Annotated in this window: 24 protein-coding genes; 14 read left to right on the forward strand and 10 right to left on the reverse strand. The window is 70.6% G+C overall.

The genetic code is table 11. The annotated features are described in order from the left end of the window. Positions 1 to 124: 124 nt before the first annotated feature. Complete coding sequence (locus tag HQ603_RS05370; protein WP_222683520.1) at positions 125 to 712, reverse strand: Rv1476 family membrane protein; 588 nt, start codon at positions 710 to 712, stop codon at positions 125 to 127. Positions 713 to 989: 277 nt separating this feature from the next. Here HQ603_RS05370 and HQ603_RS05375 point away from each other — a divergent pair, with 277 nt between their 5' ends. The 3 genes from HQ603_RS05375 (at position 990) to HQ603_RS05385 (ending at position 5960) form a co-directional block, all read left to right on the forward strand. Continuing rightward, positions 990 to 3794 (forward strand): aconitate hydratase, encoded by a 2805-nt coding sequence (locus tag HQ603_RS05375; RefSeq protein ID WP_222683521.1) that lies wholly within the window; start codon positions 990 to 992, stop codon positions 3792 to 3794. A gap of 112 nt (positions 3795 to 3906) precedes the next feature. Further along, a complete protein-coding gene (locus HQ603_RS05380) occupies positions 3907 to 4476 on the forward strand; it encodes a TetR/AcrR family transcriptional regulator (protein ID WP_222683721.1) in 570 nt (189 codons plus the stop codon). Beyond that, positions 4473 to 5960 (forward strand): acetyl-CoA acetyltransferase, encoded by a 1488-nt coding sequence (locus HQ603_RS05385; protein ID WP_222683522.1) that lies wholly within the window; start codon positions 4473 to 4475, stop codon positions 5958 to 5960. Before HQ603_RS05380 ends, HQ603_RS05385 begins: the two co-directional genes overlap by 4 nt. Here the strand turns inward: HQ603_RS05385 and HQ603_RS05390 are convergent. Next, positions 5947 to 7578, reverse strand: coding sequence for an ABC-F family ATP-binding cassette domain-containing protein (locus tag HQ603_RS05390; RefSeq protein WP_222683523.1), 1632 nt, complete (start codon positions 7576 to 7578; stop codon positions 5947 to 5949). The two genes, HQ603_RS05385 and HQ603_RS05390, sit on opposite strands and share 14 nt — an antisense overlap. Positions 7579 to 7703: 125 nt before the next feature. Here HQ603_RS05390 and HQ603_RS05395 point away from each other — a divergent pair, with 125 nt between their 5' ends. The 7 genes from HQ603_RS05395 to HQ603_RS05425 all read left to right on the forward strand — a co-directional run bounded on the left by HQ603_RS05395 (position 7704) and on the right by HQ603_RS05425 (position 14218). Further along, positions 7704 to 8474, forward strand: a complete 771-nt coding sequence (locus tag HQ603_RS05395) for an SDR family oxidoreductase (RefSeq protein ID WP_222683524.1) — start codon at positions 7704 to 7706, stop codon at positions 8472 to 8474. 2 nt (positions 8475 to 8476) lie between these two features. Next, positions 8477 to 9610, forward strand: a complete 1134-nt coding sequence (locus HQ603_RS05400) for a lycopene cyclase family protein (protein ID WP_308126374.1) — start codon at positions 8477 to 8479, stop codon at positions 9608 to 9610. Positions 9611 to 9652: 42 nt separating this feature from the next. Further along, on the forward strand, positions 9653 to 10663 hold the full coding sequence (gene ku, locus HQ603_RS05405) for a non-homologous end joining protein Ku (RefSeq protein WP_222683526.1): 1011 nt from the start codon (positions 9653 to 9655) through the stop codon (positions 10661 to 10663). Positions 10664 to 10825: 162 nt separating this feature from the next. After that, positions 10826 to 12073, forward strand: a complete 1248-nt coding sequence (locus HQ603_RS05410) for an SDR family oxidoreductase (RefSeq protein ID WP_261773392.1) — start codon at positions 10826 to 10828, stop codon at positions 12071 to 12073. Then, on the forward strand, positions 12070 to 12303 hold the full coding sequence (locus HQ603_RS05415; protein ID WP_222683527.1) for a hypothetical protein: 234 nt from the start codon (positions 12070 to 12072) through the stop codon (positions 12301 to 12303). The genes HQ603_RS05410 and HQ603_RS05415 overlap by 4 nt, the downstream gene beginning before the upstream one ends. Further along, positions 12300 to 13040: a phosphatidylserine decarboxylase gene (locus HQ603_RS05420; protein WP_222683528.1), complete on the forward strand. Its 741-nt coding sequence runs from the start codon at positions 12300 to 12302 to the stop codon at positions 13038 to 13040. The genes HQ603_RS05415 and HQ603_RS05420 overlap by 4 nt, the downstream gene beginning before the upstream one ends. Beyond that, positions 13037 to 14218: a GNAT family N-acetyltransferase gene (locus HQ603_RS05425; protein ID WP_222683529.1), complete on the forward strand. Its 1182-nt coding sequence runs from the start codon at positions 13037 to 13039 to the stop codon at positions 14216 to 14218. The genes HQ603_RS05420 and HQ603_RS05425 overlap by 4 nt, the downstream gene beginning before the upstream one ends. On the opposite strand, the gene HQ603_RS05430 is transcribed toward HQ603_RS05425, so the two are convergent. From HQ603_RS05430 to HQ603_RS05460, 7 genes are read right to left on the reverse strand one after another with little or no spacing between them, the layout of a single operon-like run. Continuing rightward, positions 14208 to 14588, reverse strand: coding sequence for a metal-sulfur cluster assembly factor (locus tag HQ603_RS05430; RefSeq protein WP_222683530.1), 381 nt, complete (start codon positions 14586 to 14588; stop codon positions 14208 to 14210). The two genes, HQ603_RS05425 and HQ603_RS05430, sit on opposite strands and share 11 nt — an antisense overlap. Next, positions 14585 to 15070, reverse strand: a complete 486-nt coding sequence (gene sufU / locus HQ603_RS05435) for a Fe-S cluster assembly sulfur transfer protein SufU (protein WP_222683531.1) — start codon at positions 15068 to 15070, stop codon at positions 14585 to 14587. The genes HQ603_RS05430 and sufU overlap by 4 nt, the downstream gene beginning before the upstream one ends. Next, positions 15067 to 16320: a cysteine desulfurase gene (locus HQ603_RS05440; protein ID WP_222683532.1), complete on the reverse strand. Its 1254-nt coding sequence runs from the start codon at positions 16318 to 16320 to the stop codon at positions 15067 to 15069. The genes sufU and HQ603_RS05440 overlap by 4 nt, the downstream gene beginning before the upstream one ends. Beyond that, a complete protein-coding gene (sufC, locus tag HQ603_RS05445) occupies positions 16317 to 17090 on the reverse strand; it encodes a Fe-S cluster assembly ATPase SufC (protein ID WP_222683533.1) in 774 nt (257 codons plus the stop codon). Before sufC ends, HQ603_RS05440 begins: the two co-directional genes overlap by 4 nt. A gap of 49 nt (positions 17091 to 17139) precedes the next feature. After that, positions 17140 to 18312 (reverse strand): Fe-S cluster assembly protein SufD, encoded by a 1173-nt coding sequence (sufD, locus tag HQ603_RS05450; RefSeq protein WP_222683534.1) that lies wholly within the window; start codon positions 18310 to 18312, stop codon positions 17140 to 17142. Continuing rightward, on the reverse strand, positions 18309 to 19757 hold the full coding sequence (sufB, locus tag HQ603_RS05455) for a Fe-S cluster assembly protein SufB (protein ID WP_222683535.1): 1449 nt from the start codon (positions 19755 to 19757) through the stop codon (positions 18309 to 18311). The genes sufD and sufB overlap by 4 nt, the downstream gene beginning before the upstream one ends. Then, complete coding sequence (locus tag HQ603_RS05460; protein ID WP_222683723.1) at positions 19754 to 20596, reverse strand: helix-turn-helix transcriptional regulator; 843 nt, start codon at positions 20594 to 20596, stop codon at positions 19754 to 19756. The genes sufB and HQ603_RS05460 overlap by 4 nt, the downstream gene beginning before the upstream one ends. Positions 20597 to 20742: 146 nt before the next feature. Here HQ603_RS05460 and mptB point away from each other — a divergent pair, with 146 nt between their 5' ends. The 4 genes from mptB (at position 20743) to HQ603_RS05480 (ending at position 25236) form a co-directional block, all read left to right on the forward strand. Then, positions 20743 to 22425: a polyprenol phosphomannose-dependent alpha 1,6 mannosyltransferase MptB gene (gene mptB / locus HQ603_RS05465; RefSeq protein WP_261773443.1), complete on the forward strand. Its 1683-nt coding sequence runs from the start codon at positions 20743 to 20745 to the stop codon at positions 22423 to 22425. Next, positions 22422 to 23369: an ABC transporter ATP-binding protein gene (locus HQ603_RS05470; RefSeq protein WP_222683537.1), complete on the forward strand. Its 948-nt coding sequence runs from the start codon at positions 22422 to 22424 to the stop codon at positions 23367 to 23369. Before mptB ends, HQ603_RS05470 begins: the two co-directional genes overlap by 4 nt. 19 nt (positions 23370 to 23388) lie before the next feature. Continuing rightward, positions 23389 to 24189, forward strand: coding sequence for an ABC transporter permease (locus tag HQ603_RS05475; protein ID WP_222683724.1), 801 nt, complete (start codon positions 23389 to 23391; stop codon positions 24187 to 24189). Positions 24190 to 24258: 69 nt separating this feature from the next. After that, on the forward strand, positions 24259 to 25236 hold the full coding sequence (locus HQ603_RS05480; RefSeq protein WP_222683538.1) for a COX15/CtaA family protein: 978 nt from the start codon (positions 24259 to 24261) through the stop codon (positions 25234 to 25236). Here the strand turns inward: HQ603_RS05480 and HQ603_RS05485 are convergent. After that, the gene (locus HQ603_RS05485) at positions 25200 to 25580 is read right to left on the reverse strand and encodes a hypothetical protein (RefSeq protein WP_222683539.1); all 381 of its coding nucleotides are present in this window, start codon (positions 25578 to 25580) and stop codon (positions 25200 to 25202) included. The genes HQ603_RS05480 and HQ603_RS05485 overlap by 37 nt on opposite strands. Between the last annotated feature and the right edge of the window lie 11 nt (positions 25581 to 25591).

Below are 25591 nucleotides of genomic sequence, written 5' to 3' on the forward strand. Positions count from 1 at the left end.
ACGACACTCTGACCGCTGAGGGAACTCCAGTCACAAATGACACAGATGTCGTTCCAGAACGGCATATGCGCTGATCAGGGGGTTGTCCGGAAATGGACAGAACAAATTGATGCGGGAGATGTCCCTACTCCGAGGGCCGGACCGGCTTCCGCGTCGTGACATCTCCCGATTCCGGTGTCGGTGGCGGCGTCGAGACCAACTCGGCAGCGTCCCGTCCGCGACGCACGTTCGCCCACCAGGTGCCACCCAGCACGAGCGCGACCACGGCGACCAGGGCCAGCGTCAGTCCCGTCCACGACGGCCCCGGTGCGGTCACGACGTCGAGGAACTGGTCGGCCGACACCACCGGATCCGCGGTGTAGGCGCTGTCCTGGCCCGCCTCGAGGGTCACGCGGTCGATGCTGTCGCTGAAGGACCCCACCTGGCCGGGCCCGAGCACCAGCACGGTGCCACCGTCCGCGGCACCCACCTCGGTGGCCAGGTCACGCAGGTGCGAGTCGAGTCGTGCCGGCTGGTCCAGGACGACGATGTGCAGGTCGACACCCTCGTCGCGCGCGCGGGCGACCACGGCCTCGAGGCCGGGCACCAGCTCCGACGGGGCCGCGACGCCGTCGGCGGTGACGTCGGCCAGGGTCGACGGAACGTCCACGAACGGCGGGATCTCCGCCGCCGCGGGCGCGGCGTGAACCGGAACGGCGTGTGAGAGCGACATCGCGCCGAACCCTACGGCACGGTCGGCTCTCCGACCCCGCCCGTTGCACCCGTGTGTCCGGTGGAGAACGATGAGCGCTGTACGCCGGTCCCCGGCGCGCCGATCCGTGTCGGTCCGCGCCTTTTTTACAGGACAAGCGTACTGTTAGGATCGAACCGAGAGAGCAGCGGCGCCGGATCCAGCCCGATCCGACCCGATCGAGGGTGACCCGCTTCCTCTCGTAGACCGTCGACACAGCCCCGTCGGCGGTAGCGAAGAGAAGACGACTGGAGCTGACGTGAGCGCAAGTATCGATTCGTTCGGCGCGAAGGGAACGCTGGAGGTCGGAGAGAACTCCTACGAGATCTTCCGTCTGAACGCCGTCCCCGGCACCGAGAAGCTGCCCTACGCACTGAAGGTTCTCGCCGAGAACCTGTTGCGTACCGAGGACGGCGCCAACATCACCAAGGATCACATCGACGCGATCGCGAACTGGGACGCGTCCGCCGATCCGTCCATCGAGATCCAGTTCACGCCGGCCCGCGTGATCATGCAGGACTTCACCGGCGTGCCCTGCATCGTCGACCTCGCCACCATGCGCGAGGCCGTCACCGCCCTCGGCGGTGACCCGGAGAAGGTCAACCCCCTCGCTCCCGCCGAGATGGTCATCGACCACTCCGTCATCATCGACGTCTTCGGCCGCGCGGACGCCTTCGAGCGCAACGTCGACATCGAGTACCAGCGCAACGGCGAGCGCTACCAGTTCCTGCGCTGGGGCCAGGGCGCGTTCGACGACTTCAAGGTCGTCCCGCCCGGCACCGGCATCGTGCACCAGGTCAACATCGAGCACCTCGCGCGCACCGTCATGGTCCGCAACGGTCAGGCCTACCCCGACACCTGCGTCGGCACCGACTCGCACACCACCATGGTCAACGGCCTCGGCGTGCTCGGCTGGGGCGTCGGCGGCATCGAGGCCGAGGCGGCCATGCTCGGCCAGCCGGTCTCCATGCTCATCCCCCGCGTCGTCGGCTTCAAGCTCACCGGTGAGATCAAGCCGGGCGTGACCGCCACCGACGTCGTCCTCACGGTCACCGACATGCTGCGTCAGCACGGCGTCGTCGGAAAGTTCGTCGAGTTCTACGGCAAGGGTGTCGCCGAGGTCCCGCTGGCCAACCGCGCGACGCTGGGCAACATGAGCCCCGAGTTCGGCTCGACCGCCGCGATCTTCCCGATCGACGACGAGACGGTGTCCTACCTGCGCCTGACCGGCCGCTCCGAGGAGCAGCTGGCTCTGGTCGAGGCGTACGCCAAGGAGCAGGGCATGTGGCACGACCCCGAGAAGGAGCCGGCGTACTCCGAGTACCTCGAGCTCGACCTCGGCGACGTGGTCCCCTCCATCGCCGGCCCGAAGCGCCCGCAGGACCGAATCCTGCTCTCGGACAGCAAGACCGCGTTCCGCAAGGACATCCACAACTACGTGGGTGGCGAGGACGTCGACGCGACCCCGTCGAAGCTCGACGACGCGCTCGACAGCACGTTCCCGGGGTCCGATCCCGCGACGCTGACGTTCGCGGACGACGACGCCGAGCCGCTGCACTCCGCCGCGACCAACGCCGAGGGACGCCCCACCAACCCGGTGCGGGTCCAGTCCGACGAGCAGGGCTCGTTCGTCCTCGACCACGGTGCCGTCGCGATCGCGTCGATCACGTCCTGCACCAACACGTCGAACCCGTCGGTCATGCTCGGCGCGGCCCTGCTGGCCAAGAACGCCGTCGACAAGGGTCTGACCAGCAAGCCGTGGGTCAAGACCTCGATGGCGCCGGGCTCGCAGGTGGTCACCGACTACTACGACAAGGCCGGCCTGTGGCCGTTCCTCGAGAAGCTCGGCTTCTACCTCGTGGGTTACGGCTGCGCCACCTGCATCGGCAACTCGGGCCCGCTGGACCCGAAGATCTCCGAGGCCATCCAGGACAACGACCTCACGGTCACCGCGGTGCTCTCGGGCAACCGCAACTTCGAGGGACGCATCTCCCCCGACGTGAAGATGAACTACCTGGCCTCGCCGCCGCTGGTGATCGCGTACGCACTGGCCGGCACCATGGACTTCGACTTCGAGCACGACGCGCTCGGTCAGGACTCCGAGGGCAACGACGTCTTCCTGAAGGACATCTGGCCCTCCCCCAAGGAGATCCAGGACACGATCGACTCGTCGATCTCGAAGGAGATGTACACCAAGGGCTACGCCGACGTCTTCAAGGGCGACGAACGCTGGCGCGGACTGCCCACCCCGGACGGCAAGACGTTCGAGTGGGACAGCGAGTCGACCTACGTGCGGAAGCCTCCGTACTTCGACGGCATGCCGAAGGATCCGGAGCCCGTCTCCGACATCACCGGTGCTCGCGTGCTGGCGCTGCTGGGTGACTCGGTCACGACCGACCACATCTCGCCGGCCGGTTCCATCAAGCCGGGAACGCCGGCGGCGCAGTACCTCGACGAGCACGGCGTGGAGCGCAAGGACTACAACTCCTTCGGTTCGCGACGTGGCAACCACGAGGTGATGATCCGCGGCACGTTCGCGAACATCCGTCTGCGCAACCAGCTCCTCGACGACGTCTCGGGCGGCTACACCCGCGACTTCACGCAGGACGGTGGCCCGCAGGCCTTCATCTACGACGCGTCGCAGAACTACCAGGAGGCCGGCATCCCGCTGGTCGTGCTGGGCGGCAAGGAGTACGGCTCCGGCTCGTCGCGCGACTGGGCGGCCAAGGGCACGCGCCTGCTGGGCGTGAAGGCGGTCATCACCGAGTCGTTCGAGCGCATCCACCGCTCCAACCTCATCGGAATGGGCGTCGTGCCGCTGCAGTTCCCCGAAGGCGAGTCGGCGTCGTCGCTGAAGCTCGACGGCACCGAGACCTTCGACATCTCCGGCATCACGGAGCTGAACGAGGGCCGCACGCCGAAGACGATGCACGTCACCGCGACCAAGGAGAACGGCGAGAAGATCGAGTTCGACGCCGTGGTCCGCATCGACACCCCCGGTGAGGCGGAGTACTACCGCAACGGCGGCATCCTGCAGTACGTGCTGCGCAACATGATCGGCTGATTCAGCCGACCCGTTCGCCGGACACCCCACGCGGAACGCGCACGATCGCTCGCCGGTCGTGCGCGTTCTGCGATGGTGGCCCGGCTCCCCGTGCGACGAACAGGAGACGGACGTGCCGAAGGTCAGCGAGGATCACCTCGCCGCCCGCCGAGGTCAGATCCTCGACGGTGCCCGGCGCTGCTTCGCCGCGTACGGCTACGAGGGCGCCACCGTCCGGCGGCTCGAGGAGGCCACGGGGCTGAGCCGCGGTGCGATCTTCCATCACTTCCGCGACAAGGACGGACTCTTCCTCGCGCTGGCCCGCGACGACGCCCATCGCATGGCCGACGTCGCCGCCGAGCAGGGTCTGGTACAGGTCATGCGCGACATGCTGGCCGCGCCCCAGGACTTCGACTGGCTGGGCACGCGCCTCGAGATCGCCCGCCGACTCAAGACCGACGCCGAGTTCCGGGCCGGCTGGACCGAGCGCTCGGTGGAACTGCGGGGCGCCGTGCTGTCCCGCCTCGAGCGTCAGCGATCCGCGGGCCGACTGCGTGACGACGTGCCCACCACGGTGCTGCTGGGCTTTCTCGACCTGGTCATGGACGGGCTCGTGACCCGGCTGGCCTCGGGACAGGACACCGACGACCTGTCCGCCGTCCTCGACCTCGTCGAGGAATCCGTTCGACGGGAGCGCGCATGACCGGCACCGATTCACGACGACTGCCCGTGATCGTGGGGGTCGCCGACCTCGCGAGCGGGTCGGCGACCACGGCGCCGACCCCCGCGGAACCGCTGGACCTCGTCGACGACGCCGTCCGTCGCGCGCTGAGCGACACCGGGTCCGGCCGCCTCGCGCAGGCCGTGACGCGGGTGGACGCGGTGCGGACCACCAGCTGGCGGTACGACGATCTTCCCGGCCTCCTCGCCCGTCGCCACGGCTGGACTCTGCGGACGTCGTCCACGACGACGGTCGGCGGGCACTGGCCGGTGGCGTTGCTGAACGCCGTCGCCGACGGCATCGCCGACGGGACGGACGACGTCGCCCTGGTGGTCGGCGGCGAGGCGCAGGCGTCGCTGCGTGCGCTCGGCAAGGCGGGCCGGGACCCGGTGGAGGCCGGATGGACCGCCGAGCCCGGCGGACCGCCCGCCTTCGACCCGGAGGATCTCGGCAGCGCCGCCATGCAACGCGCCGGCATCCTCGCGCCGGTGCAGATCTACCCGTTGTTCGAGAACGCCCGGGCCCACGCGCTCGGGCTCACCGCCGATCGCGCTCGGGCGGAGTCGGCGGACCTGTACGCGCGATTCTCGGGCGTCGCCGCGGAACACCCCGTCGCCTGGAACCCCGGTGTCCGCACCGCCGATCGGATCGCGTCCGTGACACCGGACAACCGGGCCGTCTCCGACGCCTACCCGCTGTCGATGAACGCCATGCCCTTCGTCGACCAGGCCGCGGCCGTGGTGGTGTGCTCGCTGCAGACCGCGCGCGACGCGGGCGTCCCCGAGGATCGCGTCGTCCACGTGTGGGGCGGTGCGGGCGCCTCCGACACCCCGGATGTGGTGCTGCGCAGCAGCTTCCAGCACTCCCCCGCCCTCGCGTCGGTGATCGACCGGCTCGGTGTCGCGGGCCCACCCGCCCTGGTCGACGCCTACAGTTGCTTCCCGATCGTCCCGAAACTGCTGCTGGCACAACTGCAGTCGGTCGGCGGCGCCGACGATGTGCTCCCCACCCTGCTGGGCGGCCACTCGTTCTTCGGGGGCCCGCTGTCGAGCTACAGCCTGCACGGCATCGCCGAGGCCACGCGTCGACTCCGCCGCGACCGCAGCGGCGGTCCGGCTCTGGTCCACGCCAACGGCGGCTACCTGACGCACCAGCACGCCGTCCTGCTGGGCGCGGAACCGCACCCCGACGGACGCGTCGGCGACGGCGACGTCGTCACCGTCGCCCCGGCGTCCACGGACGTCGTCACCGATCACCGTGGCCCCGCCACGGTGCTCGCCGCCGCCACCACGTTCGGCCGCGCGGGGACGCCCGACGCCACCCTGGTGATCGCCGAGACCCCCGACGGGCGCCGTGTCGCCGGACGCACGACGGCGGACGACGCGTGGCCCGATGCGCTTCCGTCTGTCGGGCGCACGGTCGAGGTGACCGACGAGAACGGCGTGCTGACCGTCAGGCCAGTGTGATGAGGTCCAGGTAGTCCTGCGACCAGTGGTCCTCGGTGCCGTCGGGCAGCAGGATCACGCGCTCGGGTGAGAGCGCCTCGGCCGCGCCGGGATCGTGCGTCACCAGCACCACGGCGCCCTTGTAGCTGCGCAGCGCCTCGAGGACCTGCTCGCGCGAGATGGGATCGAGGTTGTTGGTCGGCTCGTCGAGGAGCAGTACGTTGGCCGCCGACGACACCAGGCCCGCGAGCGCGAGGCGGGTCTTCTCACCGCCGGACAGCGTGCCGGCCGGCTGCTCGAGCTGCGGCCCGGTGAACATGAACGCACCGAGCAGCGACCGGAGTTCCTGCTCGGGGGTGTCCGGCGCGGCGTGGCGCACGTTCTCCCACACCGAGGCCATGTCGTCGAGCGTGTCGTGCTCCTGCGCGAAGTACCCGATGCGCAGACCGTGTCCCGGCTCGAGACCGCCGGAATCGGACTTCTCCGTCCCCGCCAGGATCCGCAGCAGCGTGGTCTTGCCCGCACCGTTGAGGCCGAGCACCACCACGCGCGATCCCCGGTCGATGGCCAGGTCCACCCCGGTGAAGATCTCGAGCGAGCCGTAGACCTTGGTGAGGTTCGACGCCATCAGCGGCGTCTTGCCGCAGGGCGCCGGCTCGGGGAAGCGGATGTGCGCCACGCGATCCGACACACGTTCCTCGTCGAGGTTCGCGATGAGCTTGTCGGCGCGCTTGACCATGTTCTGCGCGGCGACGGCCTTGGTGGCCTTCGCGCCCATCTTGGCCGCCTGCGCCCGCAGCGCCGATGCCTTCTTCTCGGCGTTGGCGCGCTCGCGGCGTCGCCGTTGCTCGTCGGTGGCGCGGGCGTCGAGGTACTTCTTCCACCCCATGTTGTAGACGTCGGCCTCGCCCCGGACGGCGTCGAGGAACCACACGCGGTTCACCACGTCGGCGAGCAACTCCACGTCGTGACTGATGACGACCAGGCCGCCTTCGTGGTTCTGGAGGAAGCCGCGGAGCCAGGTGATGGAGTCGGCGTCGAGGTGGTTGGTCGGCTCGTCGAGCAGCAGAGTCGTGCCGGACCGCCCGCCACTGCCGTCGGACGCGGCGAAGAGGATGCGCGCGAGCTCGACGCGACGACGCTGACCACCGGAGAGCGTGCGCAGCGGCTGGGCGAGAATGCGATCCGGCAGGCCCAGGCTGTTGGAGATGCGGGCGGCCTCGCTCTCGGCCTCGTAACCGCCGAGCGAGGCGAATCGCTCCTCGAGCTCGCCGTACTTGCGCACGGCCTTGTCCAGGCGGTCGTCGTCGGCGACCTCGGCCATCAGCGCCTGCTGCTTCTCCATCTTGCGCAGCAGGGAGTCCAGGCCCCGCGCGGAGAGCACCCGGTCCTTGGCCAGGACGTCGAGGTCACCCTCCTTCGGGTCCTGCGGCAGGTAGCCCAGCTCGCCGGTGCGGGTGACGGATCCGGCGTACGGCTCGCCCTCCCCCGCCAGGATGCGCAGCGTCGTCGTCTTGCCGGCGCCGTTGCGGCCCACCAGACCGATGCGGTCCCCCGCCTGAATGCGCAGAGCGGGTCCGGGAGAAGAGAGAAGGGTACGCACACCGGCACGAACCTCCAGGTCGGTGGCGGTGATCACGGTACTGACTCCTCACGGTCGGCGATGCGGGTGCCGAGGCACGGCGGCCGTCGGCAAACCCTCATTCTATCCGCCGTGCGCCAGTGAATTCTCCGCCCGAGAGTGACTCCGCTAACGTCGGGCGCATGAGCACCCACACGGATCTGCAGGGCCGCGTCGCCCTGGTCACCGGAGCGAGTCGCGGCATCGGCAAGGCCGTCGCGGCCGATCTGCTCGCCCGCGGCGCCGCGGTGACCATCACCGCGCGCAAGGAGGACCAGCTGGACGCCGCCGCCGACGAGTTGCGTGCCGCGGTGCCCGGCGCCGTCGTGCTGCCCGTCGCCGGCAACGCCGGCGACGAGGAGTCCCGGCAGGCCACCGTCGAGCGGACCGTCGCGGAACTCGGATCGCTCGACATCCTGATCAACAACACCGGTATCAATCCCGTCTACGGCTCGCTCATGGACGCCGACCTCGGCGGAGTGAAGAAGATCTTCGACGTCAACGTCGTCGCCACCCTCGGCTACACGCAGCGCGCCTACCACGCCTGGATGGGCGAGCACGGCGGCGCGATCGTCAACCTCGCCAGCGTCGCCGGGCTCCGGTCGACCGGCGTCATCGCCGCCTACGGCGCTTCGAAGGCCGCCCTGATCCGCCTGACCGAAGAACTCGCCTGGCAGCTCGGACCGCGCATCCGCGTCAACGCCGTCGCCCCCGGCGTGGTCAAGACCAAGTTCGCGGAGGCCCTGGTCGCCGGCGGCGAGGACGCGGCGTCGCAGGGCTACCCGATGAAGCGGCTGGGCACGCCCGAGGACGTCGCGGCTCTCGTCGGATTCCTCGCCTCCGACGCCGCGTCGTGGATCACCGGCGAGACCGTGCGCGTCGACGGCGGACTGCTGGCCACCGGGTCGCTCTGACCGTGTTCCCCTCACCCGACGCCGTGGTGATCGGTGCGGGACCGGCCGGACGGGCCGCCGCGCACCGCATCGCGGTGGCGGGCGCCGCCGTCGTGCTGGTCGATCCCCGGCCCGACCGACGGTGGACGCAGACGTACGCGATGTGGGACGACGAGCTGCCCGGCTGGCTCCCGGCCGACGTCCGCGCGACGACGACGGCGTCCGCCACCGTCGTCGGGGCCCGGCGCCACCACGTGGCCCGCGCCTACACCGTGCTCGACACCGAGGCCGTGCAGCGGGCGCTGACCCTCGACGACGTCTCGGTGGTGCGGGACGTCGCCGTCGCCGTCGACGCCCACGGGGTGACACTGCGCAGCGGCGGTCGCGTCGGGGCGCCGGTGATCGTCGACGCCCGCGGCTCGGCCGTCGGGCCGGGCGTGCCCGAACAGCGGGCGCACGGGGTGATCGTGCGGCCGGAGGTCGCGAGTGCCGCGCTCGACGGCGCCGACACCCTCGTCATGGACTGGCGGCGCGACAACGGCACCGACCCCCGCGATCACCCCACGTTCCTCTACGGAGTGCACCTGGACGACGATCGGGTGCTGCTCGAGGAGACGTCGCTGGTCGGGGAGCCCGGACCCGACCAGGCCGACCTGGCCGCGCGATTGCAGCGTCGCCTGCGGAACCGCGGCGTGACGCTCACCGGCGACGAGGACGTCGAACGCGTGCGGTTCGCCATGGCACCACCGTCGGGACTGCCCGCCGGGGTGGAGGTGACGGGCGCCCGCAGCGCCGCGCTGCACCCCGCCACCGGATACAGCGTGGCGTCGTCGCTGCGTCGGGCCGACGCCATCGCCGGTCACGTCGTCGCCGGCACGCCGGTGACCTCGCGCGCCGGCGCCGCCGTGGCGTCGTTGCGACGGCTCGGCGGGCAGGTCCTCCTCGGTCTCCCGCACGAGGATCTCGCGGACTTCTTCGACCGCTTCTTCTCGCTGCCCGTCGCCGCGCAGCGTGCCTACCTCTCCGGCGACGACGATCTCCCCGGCACCGCGCGGGCCATGGGCGAGCTGTTCCGGGGCGCCGGGGCGCGTCACCGCCGCGCCATCGTGCGGACCGTCGGCCGGCGCGCGCGGGTGTCGGTTCCGTGGTTGCCGTGACGGGTGGTGGCGCCGTGACGGCCGGTGGCCCAAGATTGACCCATGCGATCGATCTGGAAAGGTGCCATCGCCTTCGGGCTGGTGAACGTGCCGGTCAAGGTGTACACCGCCACCGAGGACCACGACATCAAGTTCCACCAGGTCCACGGCAAGGACGGCGGTCGCATCAAGTACGACCGCAAGTGCTCCGTCTGCGGTGAGTCCGTGCAGTACGCCGACATCGACAAGGCGTACGAGTCGCCCGACGGCGACCGCGTGATCCTCACCGACGAGGACTTCTCGTCGCTGCCGGCGGCCGAGAAGCACGAGATTCCGGTGCTCGAGTTCGTACCGACGGAGCAGATCGACCCGATCCTCTACGACAAGAGCTACTACCTCGAGCCCGACTCGACGTCCCCCAAGGCCTACGTCCTGCTGCGGGACACCCTCACCGAGACCGACCGAACGGCGTTGGTGCACTTCACCCTTCGCCAGAAGACTCGACTGGCCGCCCTGCGGGTCCACGACGACGTCCTCATGATCCAGACCCTGCTCTGGCCGGACGAGGTTCGTGCCGCGGAGTTCGGCTCGCTCGACGGCGTGAGTGCGCCGCGGCCCCAGGAGCTGAAGATGGCCGGCGCTCTGGTCGAGAGCATGTCCGGCGACTTCGACCCGTCCGAGTACACCGACGAGTACCAGGTCGAACTGCGGAAGGTGCTCGAGGAGGCCATCGAGAACGGCGGCGAGAAGGTCGTCCACGCCGAGCGGGAGGACGACGACACCGGCGAGGACGCCGAGGTGGTCGATCTGGTCGCGGCCCTGCAGCGCAGCGTCGAGGCGGCCGGTCGATCCGGCCGCGGCCGGGCGTCGGGGTCGACCGACGACGACGGCGACGGCGACGGTGAGAAGGACGCGAAGAAGGCACCGGCGAAGAAGACCGCGGCCAAGAAGGCACCGGAGAAGAAAGCACCGGCCAAGAAGACCGCGGCGAAGAAGGGACCGGCCAAGAAGACTGCCGCGAAGAAGAGCACGTCCGGTGGTGCGGACGACCACAGCGAGCGCAAGGGCGCGTGACACGGACACAACCCGCCGGTGCCGTATCCGTAAGCCTCACAACGCCGAACGTGTTATCTCACCAAGAACCCGTCCCTAGAGTTCCTCACGTGCCACGGGGTCCACACGTGGTCGACGTCGGCCGTGCCGGCTGTCGGGGGAACCAGTCGGGGAGAGACACACATGTTCGAGCACGAGTTCACCACCGTCGCAGACGACGCCCATCTCGTGCGTCCGGTCGTGGCCCTGACGGCGGACGCGCCGTCGTTGCTGTTCCCGCGTAAGTACGCGGACATCGCCGCCCTCAGCGCGGGAGACGCGTCGTTGCTGCGGCCCGTGCTCGACCCCGCGACGGCCGAGGCGGTGTCCGCACTGCCCGCGCCCGGCCACGAGGTGGCCCTGGTGTTCGGCGCCAACGGATTCGTCGGCGCCCATCTGGTGGCGCAGTTGTCCGTGCGCCCCGAGATCACCACCGTCTACGCGGGCGTCCGCGGAACCACCGACGTGCCGGCGGCCGATCGCTTCGAGGAAACCGTCGCGCGGTACGAGATCACCGACATCGACCGGTCCAAGATCGTCGTCGTCGAGGCCGTGCCCACCCGCACCCGGTTCGGACTCGACGAGGCCACCTACACCCACCTTCGCGACACCGTCGACCAGGTCTTCAACTCCGCGAGCAGCACGGACTACGACGCGAGCTACCTCGATCTGCGCCGCGACTGGTTCGAGTCCCTGCTCCGCGTCGTCCAGTTCACGCTCGAGTCGCGGCGCAAGCATCTGAGCTACATGGGCTCGATCGGCGCGTTCCTGTACTGCAACCCCGAGGACTTCCGGCGGCCCGATTCCTGGTGGTACTCCGGCTACTGCCAGATGAAGTGGATCAACGGGCGGCTGCTGCGGTGGCTGCACGCGGACGGTCTCGCGTCGGTGACGCTGTGCGAATCCCCCTACGTGCTCGGCTCCACGACCGTCGGCAAGGACCCCGGCCGGGTGTACAGCTTCTGGCGCGCCATCGAACTCGGCAACAGCGTCGGGGCGCTGTGGGACGGACCCGGCATGAACTACGCCCCGGTGGACGTCCTGACGCAGGTGCTCGCCGGCAACGCCCTCGCCGACGCCCCGCTCCCCTACCTGGTGCCGTCGAACCCCGAGCCGTACACCAACAGCGTGCTCGCCGACGCCCTCGGGCTCGAGCTGGTGCCGTTCGACGAGTTCGTGCGTCGGGTGAACCGGTACATCCCGCCCGCCCGCACCGCGACCCTGCTCGGCTCGGACGTCAACGACCTCATCCGCCGGTCCAACGCGCCGTCGGTGCTGCCGGCCGGGACGGACACCTCGTGGTGGGACCACACCGCCCTGTTCGACCGCTACCTCGCGCACATCGAGTTCCGCGACGTCACCGGGCGACGGACCGGTCTCGTCTCGGCGTGACGCCCCCGCCGCGGGTGCCGCCGCAACCGGTGTTCCTCGAACCCGGGCTCGGGTACGCCGTCCGCACCTGGACCGGTGACCTGCTGCAGTTCGTCCTCGGGCTCGTGTACTACGTGGCGGTGCTCGCCCTCGGCGGTCCCGCGGTCCTGGTCGACCGCGTGCTCGGCACCCGGTGCTACGACCACCTCGTCCGCCTGGCGGAACGGCTCGACCACGGCGCGTCGTCGTGACGCGGCGGCGCGCCGCGGTCGCGGCGGTGGCCGCCACCGTCGTCGGCGGGTACTCCTACTGGCGCAGCGCGGCGTTCCTGCGCGATCCGCCGCGCGTCCCGCCGGACGAGGAGGACACCGTCGTGGCCGCCGCCGACGGGTACGTCACCTACGTCAAACGGGTCGAGGCCGGGCAGGTGCCCGTCGCGATCAAGAAGCGGCGGTCGATCACGCTGACCGAGTACGCGGGCGTCGGACCGGCGGGCGCGGGGGTGTCGGGATGGCTGGTGGGCACCTACATGACCGAGCACTCGGTGCACCGGAACCGGGCGCCGATCGCCGGGACCGTCACGCTGCGCGAACACCGCGGCGCGGCCCCGTTCAACCGGTCCATGGCCCGCATGACCGCCAATCTCGTTCTGCGACAACGCCCGTACGACCGGGAGTGCGAGTACCTGCTGACCAACGAGCGCCTGACCATCGGTCTGCGCCACGCCGGGGGCGCGACCGTCTACGTCACCCAGATCGCCGATCTGTGGGTGGACCGGATCGTCGCGCACACCTGCCCCGGCGACCAACTGGCACGCGGGGAGCAGTACGGGCTCATCCGCTTCGGATCCCAGTGCGACGTGTTCCTCCCGGACGCCCTCGTGGCGTCCGTGGACGTCCGACCGGGGCAGTACGTCTGGGCCGGGGAGTCGGTTCTCGCACGGACGGTCGCCGCATCCACCCCCATCCCGTCGAGGAGACCGACATGACGATCGCCACCGCACGACGCTCCGACGTCGAGGTCCGTCCGGTGCGGACGCGCCGCGACTGGGCCCGCTTCCGGCGGGTCCCGTTCCTCGTCTACCGCGACGACCCGAACTGGATTCCCGGTGACGCCGCCGACGTCGGCGACGTTCTGGTCTCCCCGTCCGCGGGCACCCGGAGCCGCATCACCACCCGGGCGTTCCTGGCCTACCGGGACGGTCGGCCCGTCGGCCGCGTGGCGGCGATCCACGACCACGTGTTCGACCGGCGCTACGCGGCGTCAACGGTGTTCTTCGGCTACCTCGAGGCGGTGGACGACGCGGCCGTCACGCACGCGCTGCTGGACGCGGTCGCCGACTGGGGGCGCGCGCGAGGCCTCACCACGGTGGCCGGTCCGATGAGCCCGTCACTGTTGTGGAGTGCGGGAACGCTGGTGCACGGCAACGACATCCCGCCGCTGGTCGGCATGCCGCACAACCCCGCGTACTACGCCGAGCACCTCGAGTCGTGGGGGCTGGTCGGGGTGAAGGACTTCCACAGCTTCTTCAGCGAGGATCCGCACACCCTGGTGCAGACGCCGCGCTTCGCGCGCAAGTACGAGATGGGCAAGCGGTGGAAGGCGCGGTCCTCGGTGATCGTCCGGCCGATGGATCCGGCTCGATTCGACGAGGACATCGAGCGCGTCCGGGTGCTCTACAACACCGCGTTCGCCGGCTTCTGGGGGTTCACCCCCGTGGACGCCGACGAGATGCGCGCCCTGGCCGACACGATGCGCCCCGTCCTGGACCCGGAGATCGTGCTCTTCGCGGAACTCGACGGGCAGCTGGTCGGCTTCGTGATGGGCATCCCGGACGTCAACCGCGCCGCGCTCGGCGCCGTCCGCTCCCGGTTCGGCCTGGTGCGCGACCTCCACACCCTGCTGCGGTGGCGTGGCCCGGGCGGTGCCCGCCGCCGCACCCACGTGCGCCTGGACATGATGTTCGTCGACCCGGCGTGCCCGGACCGCGGGGTGTCCGCCCTGCTGATCTTCGAGCTCTTCGCACGCATCCACGACCGCGGCTACCACTCGATCGAGGCCGCGCCGGTCCAGACGGACGGCGGGTGGTTCCGGTCCGTGCTGGCGTCCTACCCGGTGGACCCGACCCGTACCTATCGCATCTACGAGCGCGTTCTCACACCGTGAAGCCGAGAGCGCGGAGCTGCTCGCGGCCGTCGTCGGTGATCTTGTCCGGACCCCACGGCGGCATCCAGACCCAGTTGATCTTGAGATCGTCGGCCAGACCGCTGCGCACCAGGGCGTTGCGGCTCTGGTCCTCGATGACGTCGGTCAGCGGGCACGCCGCCGACGTCAGGGTCATGTCGAGGGTGACCACGGCGTCGTCGTCGATCGCGATGCCGTAGACCAGGCCGAGGTCGACGACGTTGATGCCGAGCTCGGGATCGACCACGTCGCGCATGGCCTCCTCGAGGTCGGCGATCAGCGCGGCGTTCTCGGGGGTCTCGGGCGTCGCTGCGCTGTCGGGGCCGGCGGGGGCTTCGTTGGTGTCGGTCATGACTGTCCTCCGGTGGGGTGCGGCAGGGTGGAAACGGGATCGGACGCGCTGGTGACGGACCGGGCCACGGCGTCCTTGAACGCCATCCAGCCGAGCAGCGCGCACTTGACGCGGGCGGGGTACTGCGCGACGCCGGCGAAGGCGACACCGTCACCGATGACGTCCTCGTCGCCCTCGACGTTCCCGCGGCTGCCGATCATCTCGGCGAACGCGTCGACCGTCCGCAGGGCGTCGGTCACCGACGAGCCGGTGACCTGGTCGGTGAGCACCGAGGTCGCGGCCTGGCTGATCGAACAGCCCTGACCGTCGTAGGACACGTCGGTCACCGTGCCGTCGACCACGTGCACGCGCAGGGTGACCTCGTCGCCGCAGGTGGGGTTGACGTGGTGGACCTCGGCGTCGAACGGGTCGCGCAGTCCACGACCGTGGGGGTGCTTGTAGTGGTCCAGGATGACCTCCTGGTACATCGCGTCCATTCTCACGGCCGCACCCCGAAGAACTGCTGCGCGCGCACGATCGCCGCGCCGAGGGCGTCGACCTCGGCGAGGGTGTTGTAGACCGCGAACGACGCGCGCGCCGTGGCGGCCACGCCGAACCGGCGGTGCAACGGCCACGCGCAGTGATGCCCGACCCGCACGGCGACGCCCTCGTCGTCGAGGATCTGACCGAGGTCGTGCGCGTGCACACCGTCCACGACGAACGACACGGCGCCGCCGCGGTCGGTCGTGTCGGTGGGCCCGATCACGCGGACCCCGTCGATCCCCGCCAGCATCGACAGCGTGGCGGCGGTCAGGTCGTGCTCGTGCGCGGCGACGGCGTCCATTCCGAGCGCCGTCAGATAGTCGACCGCGGCACCGAGTCCGACCACCTGCGAGGTCATCGGCACCCCGGCCTCGAACCGTTGCGGGGGCGCCGCGTACGTGGTCGCCTCCATGGTCACGGTCTCGATCATCGAGCCGCCGGTGACGAACGGCGGCATGGCCGCCAGCAGAGCGCGGCGAGCCACCAGAACACCGACGCCCGACGGGCCCAGCATCTTGTGACCGGAGAACGCGGCGTAGTCGACGTCCAGGGCCCGGAAGTCGAACGGCATGTGCGGCACCGACTGGCACGCGTCGAGGACCACCAGCGCGTCGACGGCGCGCGCGCGGCGCACCAGCTCCGCGACGGGGGCAACGGCACCCGTGACGTTGGACTGGTGGGTGAACGCGACGACGCGCGTGCGGTCGGTCAGCTCGAGCGAGTCGAGGTCGATGCGACCGTCGTCGGTCACGCCGTACCACCGCAGAACGGCCCCGGTTCGACGGGCGAGTTCCTGCCACGGGACGAGGTTGGCGTGATGCTCGAGCTCGGTGATCACGATCTCGTCGCCCGGCCGGAGCGCACGGTCGAACCGGTCGTCGCCCAGCACGTGGGTGACCAGGTTCAGCGCCTCGGTGGCGTTCTTGGTGAACACCACCTCGTCCGCGTCCGCCCCGACGAAGGCGGCGATGGCCGCGCGGGCGCCCTCGTAGGCGTCCGTGGCCTCCTCCGCCAGCTGGTGCGCGCCGCGGTGGACGGCGGCGTTGCACGTGGTCAGGAAGTGCCGTTCGGCGTCGAGCACCTGGGTCGGCCGCTGGGACGTCGCTCCGGAGTCGAGGTAGACCAGGGGTTTGCCGTCCCGGACCGTCCGCGCGAGGATCGGGAAGTCCGCCCGCACGCGAGCGACGTCGAGGGCGACCGATGCGGTCATGCGCCCGCGGCGGACTTCGTGAAGCGCTCGTACCCGTTGGTCTCGAGCTCGTCGGCGAGTTCCGCCCCACCCGACTCGACGATGCGGCCGCCCGCGAAGACGTGCACGAACTCCGGGGTGATGTAGCGCAGGATGCGCGTGTAGTGCGTGATGAGCAGGATGCCGCCGTTCTGACGCTCCTTGTACCGGTTCACGCCCTCGGACACCACGCGCAGCGCGTCGACGTCGAGACCCGAGTCGGTCTCGTCGAGGATGGCGATCTTCGGGGCGAGCAGGCCGAGCTGGAGGATCTCGTGGCGCTTCTTCTCACCGCCGGAGAAACCCTCGTTGACGCTGCGCTCGGCGAAGGCCGGATCGATGTCCAGCTCGGTCATCGCCTCCTTGGCCTCCTTGACCCAGTGGCGCAGCTTCGGTGTCTCGCCGCGCACCGCGGTGGCGGCGGTGCGCAGGAAGTTCGACATCGACACACCCGGCACCTCGACGGGGTACTGCATCGCCAGGAACAGGCCCGCGCGAGCGCGCTCGTCGACCGACATCTCGAGGACGTCCTCGCCGTCGAGCGTGATGGACCCGGAGGTCACCTTGTATTTGGGGTGCCCGGCGATCGCGTAGGACAGCGTCGACTTGCCGGAGCCGTTGGGGCCCATGATGGCGTGCGTCTCGCCGGACGAGACCGTGAGGTTCACGCCCTTGAGGATCTCGATCGGCGCAGCCGCGTCGTCGGTGGTGGCGACGTCGACGTGCAGGTCGCGGATTTCGAGGGTGGACATGTGGTTCCTTCGTCTACGAATGGGTGAATGCGGGGGCGAGCGGCCGGGGTCAGACGCCGGTGACGGCGAGCTCGGCCTCGACGGCGTCGGACAACCGGGTGCGCACGGACTCCACCGGGATGCGGGCGATGATCTCGTGGAAGAACCCGCGGACCACGAGCTTGCGCGCCTGGTCCTCGGGGATGCCGCGAGCGCGGAGGTAGAACAGCTGCTCGTCGTCGAACCGGCCGGTGGCACTGGCGTGGCCGGCGCCGGCGATCTCGCCGGTCTCGATCTCGAGGTTGGGGACGGAATCCGCCCGCGCCCCGTCGGTGAGGATCAGGTTGCGGTTGAGTTCGAAGGTGTCGGTGCCCTCGGCGGCCGCGCCGATGACGACGTCACCGATCCACACGGTGTGCGTGTCCGGCTTGGCCGACGTCGGATCGCCCTGCAACGCACCCTTGTAGACCACGTTGGAGCGGCAGTGCGGCGCGCTGTGGTGCACGAGGAGCCGCTGCTCGAGGTGCTGGCCGTCGTCGGCGAAGTACAGGCCGAGCAGCTCGGCGTCGCCGCCGGGGCCGTCGAACTCGACCACCGGCGTGAGCCGCACGAGGTCCCCGCCCAGGCTGACCGAGAAGTAGCGCAGGGTGGCGTCGCGGCCGACCTTCACGTGGTGCGACGCGACGTGGACGGCGTCGTCGTTCCACTCCTGCAGAGCGACGACGGTGAGCTGCGCACCGTCCGCGACCACGAACTCGACGTTCTCCGCGTACGTTCCGCTGCCGCGCTGCTCGAGCACGACGGTGGCCTTGGCGAAGGCCTCGACCCGGATCTGGACGTGGCCGAACGCGACCGCGTCGACTCCCGGCCCCTCGACGGTGACCGTCAGCGGATGGTCGAGTTCGGCCTCGGACGCCACGGTGACGACGGTGGCCTCGGTGAACGAGGTGTAGGCCTGGGCCGCGACCCGATCGGTGGGCACGCCGGCCGTCCCGAGGCGGGCGTCGTCGCGACCGACGGTCTCGACGCGCACGGATTCGGGAGCGTCGGACACGCCGACCGTGGCCGAGCCGGTCGCCACAGCGGAGCCGTCGTGCAGGCCGCGCAGGCGCCGAAGCGGGGTGAAGCGCCAGATCTCGTCGCGACCCGACGGCACCTCGAACGCGTCGACGTCGTACGACGAGAACTGCGCGCCCTTGGTGGCGACGATGGCGCGCTTGTTCTCGGTGTTCGGCACGGTCATCCGACCGATCCCTCCATCTGCAGTTCGATCAGGCGGTTGAGCTCGAGGGCGTACTCCATGGGGAGTTCCTTGGCGATGGGCTCGACGAAGCCGCGCACCACCATCGCCATGGCCTCGTCCTCGGTCAGACCGCGGCTCATGAGGTAGAAGAGCTGGTCGTCGCTCACCTTCGACACCGTGGCCTCGTGGCCCATGGTCACGTCGTCCTCGCGGATGTCGACGTAGGGGTAGGTGTCGCTGCGGCTGATCTGGTCGACGAGCAGCGCGTCGCACTTGACGGTCGACTTCGACCCGTGGGCGCCCTTGTTGATCTGGATCAGTCCGCGGTACGACGCGCGGCCACCGCCGCGGGCGACGGACTTGCTCACGATGTTCGACGACGTGTTCGGCGCCAGGTGGAGCATCTTCGAGCCGGTGTCCTGGTGCTGGCCCTCGCCGGCGAACGCGACCGAGAGCACCTCGCCCTTGGCGTGCTCACCGGTCATCCACACGGCCGGGTACTTCATGGTGACCTTGGAGCCGATGTTGCCGTCGATCCATTCCATGGTGGCGCCGGCCTCGGCCTTGGCGCGCTTGGTGACCAGGTTGTAGACGTTGTTCGACCAGTTCTGGATGGTCGTGTAGCGGCAGCGACCACCCTTCTTCACGATGATCTCGACGACGGCCGAGTGCAGCGAGTCGGACTTGTAGATCGGCGCGGTGCAACCCTCGACGTAGTGCACGTAGGCGCCCTCGTCGACGATGATGAGCGTCCGCTCGAACTGGCCCATGTTCTCGGTGTTGATGCGGAAGTACGCCTGCAGCGGGATGTCGACGTGGACGCCCGGCGGGACGTAGATGAACGAGCCGCCCGACCACACCGCGGTGTTCAGCGCGGAGAACTTGTTGTCGCCGGCGGGGATGACCGAGCCGAAGTACTCCTGGAACAGTTCCGGGTGCTCGCGCAGGCCGGTGTCGGTGTCGAGGAAGATGACGCCCTGCTCCTCGAGGTCCGCGCGGATCGAGTGGTAGACGACCTCGGACTCGTACTGCGCTGCGACACCGGAGACCAGACGCTGCTTCTCCGCCTCGGGGATGCCGAGCTTGTCGTAGGTGTTCTTGATGTCCTCGGGCAGGTCGTCCCACGTGGCCGCCTGCTTCTCGGACGAGCGCACGAAGTACTTGATGTTGTCGAAGTCGATGCCGTCGAGGTCGGAGCCCCAGTTCGGCATGGGCTTGCGGTCGAAGATGCGCAGCGCCTTGAGGCGCGCCTCGAGCATCCACTCGGACTCGCTCTTCTTGGCGGAGATGTCGCGCACCACGGCCTCGCTGAGCCCACGCTTCGCGGCGGCTCCGGCGACGTCGGAGTCGGCCCAGCCGTACCCGTAGTTGCCCAGGGACGCGATGGTCTCGTCCTGTGTGAGCGGGGCGGGAGTGGGGGTCACCTGGTCGGGTGTGACGGTCATGCGGGCTCCTTCCGGAGACGATCACGGGTGGTGCTGGGCTGGGCTGGTGCGAGGTCGGTATCGGGTGCAACGCGCTCGGGCTCGGACTTATTGCCGTGGTCGCCGAGAGTCGGTGTGCCGAGCGGCACGTGCGTGGTGCAGGCACAGTCGCCGTTGGCGATGGTCGCGAGGCGCTGGACGTGCGTGCCCAGCAGCTCGGCGAACGCCTCGCGCTCGGCCGCGCAGAGTTCGGGGAACTCCTCCGCGACGTGCGAGACCGGGCAGTGATGCTGGCAGATCTGCACGCCGGTCCCGACGGGCCGGGTCGAGGCCGCGAAGCCGGCCGCGCTCAGGGCGCGGGCGATCTCCTCGGCGGTCTCGGCGGTCGAGACGTCCGTGCCGTCGGCCGGTGTGACGTCGCGCACGATGGTTCGGATGCGGCGTGTCGCGAAGGTCCGCACGGCGTCGTCGCCGCCGATGGCGCGCAGTTCCCGCATCGCGGCGCCGGCCAGGTCGTCGTAGGCGTGCCCCAGGCGGGACCGGCCGTGCGAGGTGAGCGCGAACATCTTGGCCGGGCGACCGCGTCCGCGACTGCGGGGGCCGACGGCCGAGGACACCTGCGCGGCCCCGGATTCCAGCAGGGCATCGAGGTGACGACGGACGCCCGCGGCGCTGATACCCAGCCGCGATGCCACGTCGGAGGCGCTGATCGGCCCCTCCTCGAGGAGCAGTTCGACCACCGCGGACCGGGTGCTGCCGTCCGCCGACACGCCGCCGTCGAGGGCCGGGTCGGCGCCTCCGGGTCGGTCTTCGGTCGTTTTCACAACACCAGTGTGACGGAATTGGGGACGCGGTTCCAGCAAGGGCACCCTGGGTGAACGGCCGACGCGCGAGGGTGGATCGACGCGGTCGGCCCGGCGGCGGGTGCGGTCGCCTACGCTCCGATCCTGTGGTTGCACAGGACGCCGACTCCCGCTCGCGCCGTGCCGTCGATCGTGCCCGGCTCCTGACGCGGCGGGCGCTCGGCATCGACGCCACTCCTCGCACGGGTCGCGTCGCCTATCTGCACGACCACGAACCCGAGCGCCCCGGCCTGACCGAGTCCGAGGTGAAGGACCTCACCCGCATCCGCCGGTTCGGGGCCGTCGGGGCCGGGATGATGGCGCTCGGCGCACTCGGGGCGGGCGCGCAACCGGTGCTGCAGAACCCGGTGCAGGGCGTGCGTGTGCTCGGCCTGTTCGCTCGTGCCCTGCCGGCCGCGCTGACCGTCACCATGATCGGCACGGTCGTCGTGGTCGTCGCCTGGCTGCTCCTGGGGCGTCTGGCCATCGGATCGTTCGGCCGCGGCACCTCGCCGCGGCGGCTGTCCCGGTCCCAGCTGGACCGCACGCTCGCGCTGTGGATCCTGCCGCTGTGCGTCGCTCCCCCGATGTTCAGCAAGGACGTCTACTCCTACCTCGCGCAGAGCGAGATCACCGCCCGCGGGCTCGATCCCTACGCCATCGGCCCGCAGGCCGCGCTGGGTGTCGACCACGTGCTCACGCGCACCGTCCCCAACATCTGGCGGGACACCCCGGCGCCCTACGGTCCCTTCTTCCTCTGGATCGGACGCGGCATCACCGCGCTGACCGGCGACGACATCCTCGCCGGCATCTTCCTGCACCGCGCCGTGGCGCTGGTGGGCGTCGCGCTGATCGTGTGGGCTCTCCCCCGGCTCGCCGCCCGGTGCGGGGTGTCGTCGGTCGCGGCGCTCTGGCTCGGCGCCGCCAACCCGTTGCTGCTCTTCCACCTGGTCGCGGGCATCCACAACGAGGCGCTCATGCTCGGTCTGATGCTCGCCGGTCTCGAACTGTGCTTCCGCGGGATCGACGCGCTCGACACCCCGACCCGACGGCGGGCCGGCCGCACGCTGCTGCTGGCGGGGGCCGCGGTGATCGCGCTGTCCGCCACGGTGAAGATCCCGTCCGTCATCGCGCTCGGGTTCGTCGGCATGGCGCTCGCCCGACGCCGGGGTGGCCGGCTGCGCGACGTCGCGATCGCCGCCGCCGTGCTCGGCGCCGTCACCGTCGTGGTCGTCGTCGGCGTCAGCCTGGTCAGCGGACTGGGGTTCGGGTGGCTGGGCACCCTGGGCACCGCCAATGCCGTGCGCAGCTGGATGTCGCTGCCCACCCTGCTCGGACTCGCCACGGGCGGGGCCGGCGTGCTGCTCGGCATCGGTGACCACACCACGGCGGTGTTGTCCCTCACCCGCCCCATCGCCTCGCTCGTCGCCGCGGCCGTGATCGTCCGCATGCTCGTCGCCACGCTGCTCGGGCGACTGCATCCCATCGGCGGTCTCGGTGTCTCCATCGGGGCGCTGGTCCTGCTGTTCCCGGTGGTCCAGCCGTGGTATCTGCTGTGGGCGGTGACGCCGCTCGCCGCGTGGGCGACCCGCCCGTCGTTCCGCATCCCGGTGATCGCGTTCTCCGCGTTCGTCTCGCTCATCGTCATGCCCACCGGCGGCGAGGTGCAGCCGTTCGTGATCGTGCAGGCCGCGCTGGCCACGGTGGTCACCCTGGGGGTGGTGTACGCGGCGACGCGGACGTCGCTGCCCTGGCGGGCGCGCAGCGAGACGGGAACGGCCCCACGGGGTGCTGCCGGGGCGGCGGGCGATGCACCTCCGCACGACGCCTACGCTGGACCCTCGTGACCGATCGACCGACCTCGTCCGCCGCGACGCCCGCGGTGCAGGTGTCCGGCGTCGTCAAGCGGTTCGGTACCACCACCGCCGTCGACGGTCTCGACTTCACGCTGGAGCGCGGCCGCGTTCTCGCGCTCCTCGGCCCCAACGGCGCCGGCAAGACCACCACCGTCGAGATGTGCGAGGGCTTTCTCGCCCCGGACGCCGGAACGGTCCGCGTGCTCGGACTCGACCCCGCTCGGGCGTCGGACGAGGTCCGCGGGCGCATCGGCGTCATGCTGCAGGGCGGCGGTGCCTACCCGGGGTCCCGTGCCGGCGAGATGCTCGACCTGGTCGCGGCGTACGCCGCGGACCCGCTCGACCCCGCCTGGCTGCTGGGGCAGCTCGGGCTGTCCGACCAGGTACGCACGCCGTACCGCCGGCTCTCGGGCGGACAGCAGCAACGTCTGTCCCTCGCCTGCGCCCTGGTGGGGCGACCGGAACTGGTCTTCCTGGACGAGCCGACCGCCGGCCTCGACGCGCAGGCCCGGTTGCTCGTCTGGGACCTGGTGCGCGCGTTGCGACGGGACGGGGTGTCGGTCCTGCTCACGACGCACCTCATGGACGAGGCCGAGACCCTCGCGGACGACCTGGTGATCGTCGATCACGGCCGAGTCGTGGCGTCGGGCACCCCGGCCGAGCTGACGCGGCGCGGCGCGGAGGGCCAACTCCGGTTCACGGCGCCGCCCGGGCTCGATCTGACGCTGCTGCAGACGGTCCTTCCCGAGGGCTTCGACCCGCAGGAGACCGCACCCGGTTCCTACCTCCTGGAAGGGACCATCGACCCGCAGGTGATCGCCACCGTGACGTCCTGGTGCGCCCGCATCAACGTCCTGGCGACGGACCTGCGGGTGGAGCAACGGAGCCTCGAGGACGTGTTCCTCGACCTCACCGGACGGGAATTGCGAAGTTGAAGGCGGACACGTGACCACGATGTCGGGCCCCACGGGGTCCTCCGACCGGCCCGAGCGCTTCGCCCCCGGCACCTTCACGCCCGATCCGCGCCCGGCGCCGCGTGCGGCGATGCTGCTCGCGCAGACCCGGCTCGAGCTCGTCCTCCTGCTGCGCAACGGCGAGCAGTTGCTGCTGACGATGTTCATCCCCGTCACCCTGCTGGTGGGGCTGACGCTGCTGCCGTTCGGCGACCTCGGCGGAGTGCGGGTGGACACCGTGGTGCCGGCGGTCATGACGGTGGCCGTGATGTCGACGGCGTTCACCGGCCAGGCCATCGCCGTCGGGTTCGACCGCCGGTACGGCGCGCTGAAACGCCTGGGGGCCACCGCCCTGCCGTCCTGGGGCATCATCGCCGGCAAGTCGCTGGCGGTCGGTGTGGTCGTGGTTCTGCAGTCGGCCGTGCTCGGCGTCATCGGTGCGGCGCTGGGATGGCGCCCGACGCTGCTCGGACTCGGCGTGGGGGCGCTGGTGATCGCCCTGGGCACGGTGACGTTCGCCACGATGGGTCTCCTGCTCGGCGGCACCCTACGCGCGGAGATCGTGCTCGCCCTGGCCAACATCGCGTGGTTCGTCATGCTCGGCGTCGGGAGCATCGTCTTCGCCGACGACGCTCTGCCCGGCATCGTGCGTACGCTGGCCCGCTGCATCCCCAGCGGTGCGATGGCCGAGACCCTCGAGCAGGCCGTCGTCGGCCGGGTCGACACGGTGGGCATCGTCGTCCTGCTGGTCTGGGCCGCGGTCTGCGGCGTCTTGGCCACGCGGAAGTTCTCGTTCACCTGACGTCCGCGCCGCCCGTCCGGCGGCTCCTCCACTACAGGGCGTAGGAGTCGGGCGACTACCATCGATGCCGTGCGCCGCGCCTATCTCTCCCTCGTCGACCGGCTGCCCCTCCCGTCGGTGCGTGTGCAGCGCATCATCGCCTTCCTGGTGATCCTGACGCAGGGCGGCATCTCCGTCACCGGCGCCGTCGTGCGCGTGACGGGCTCCGGCCTCGGGTGCCCCACCTGGCCGCAGTGCTTCCCCGGCAGTTTCACGCCCGTCGGGATCTCCGAGGTGCCGGTGATCCACCAGGCGGTCGAGTTCGGCAACCGCATGCTCACGTTCCTCGTGGTCCTCACCGCCGCCGCGATCGTCCTGGCCGTGACCCGCGCACGCCGACGTCGCGAAGTCGTCGTCTACGCGTGGCTCATGCCGGCCGGCACGGTGCTGCAGGCGGGCGTCGGCGGCATCACCGTGCTCACCGGTCTGCTGTGGTGGACCGTGGCGATCCACCTGGTGATCTCGATGCTGATGGTGTGGCTCGCGACCCTGCTGTTCCACAAGATCGGGGAGCGGGACGACGCGATGTCCATCGCCGCCGTCCCCGCACCGCTGCGGTGGCTCACGGCACTGTCCGCCGTCGTTCTCGCGGGCGTGCTGGTCGCCGGCACCATGGTCACCGGCGCCGGCCCGCACGCCGGTGATGCGGACGTCGCCCGGCTCGAGGTGGAGATCGTCACCCTGGTCCACCTGCATGCTGAGCTGCTGGTCGGCTATCTGGCCCTGCTGGTCGGACTGACGTTCGGGGTCTACGCCGTCGGCCGCGCGGGCGCCACCACCCTCAAACGACGGCTGCACGTCCTGTTGGCGCTGGTTCTCGCCCAGTCGACGGTGGGCATCGTCCAGTACTTCACCGACGTGCCCGCGGCCCTGGTGGCCGTGCACGTCGCCGGTGCGGCGCTGTGCACCGCGGCCACCGCCGCCGTGTGGGCCGCCTGCCGGGAGCGCGAGGAGGCACCCGGCGCCGAGGCTCAGAGCCCGTTGCGTGCCTTCGGGAACCGCGTCTGACGGGCCACCCACCCGGCCATCTGCGCGAAGTGGCCCTTGCGCGGTGTCACGACCGAACTGAGGTCGCGGTCCCACTCGCCCACCGTCACCGAGTCCAGGCTGTCCACCACCGCGTGCGCCGTCCGGAGGTCCGGCGCGACGCGGTCACCGAGGATGCCGTCCGCGCCGACGAGGGTGACGCGCACACCCGCCCGGCCGAGGGGCTGCAGAACCGCGGTGGCCGACCCACCGTGGGCGTCGACGAAGGACGAGATCGACGAGCGCAGACGAGACGGCGGAGCGGCGGTCTCGGTGCCCTGCGGCGACTGGCCCTTCGGTGCGTTCTCGAGGCTCTCGGTGGTCATGACAGCGACGA

Source organism: Rhodococcoides corynebacterioides, assembly GCF_019834675.1.
Lineage (GTDB): Bacteria > Actinomycetota > Actinomycetes > Mycobacteriales > Mycobacteriaceae > Rhodococcoides > Rhodococcoides corynebacterioides_A.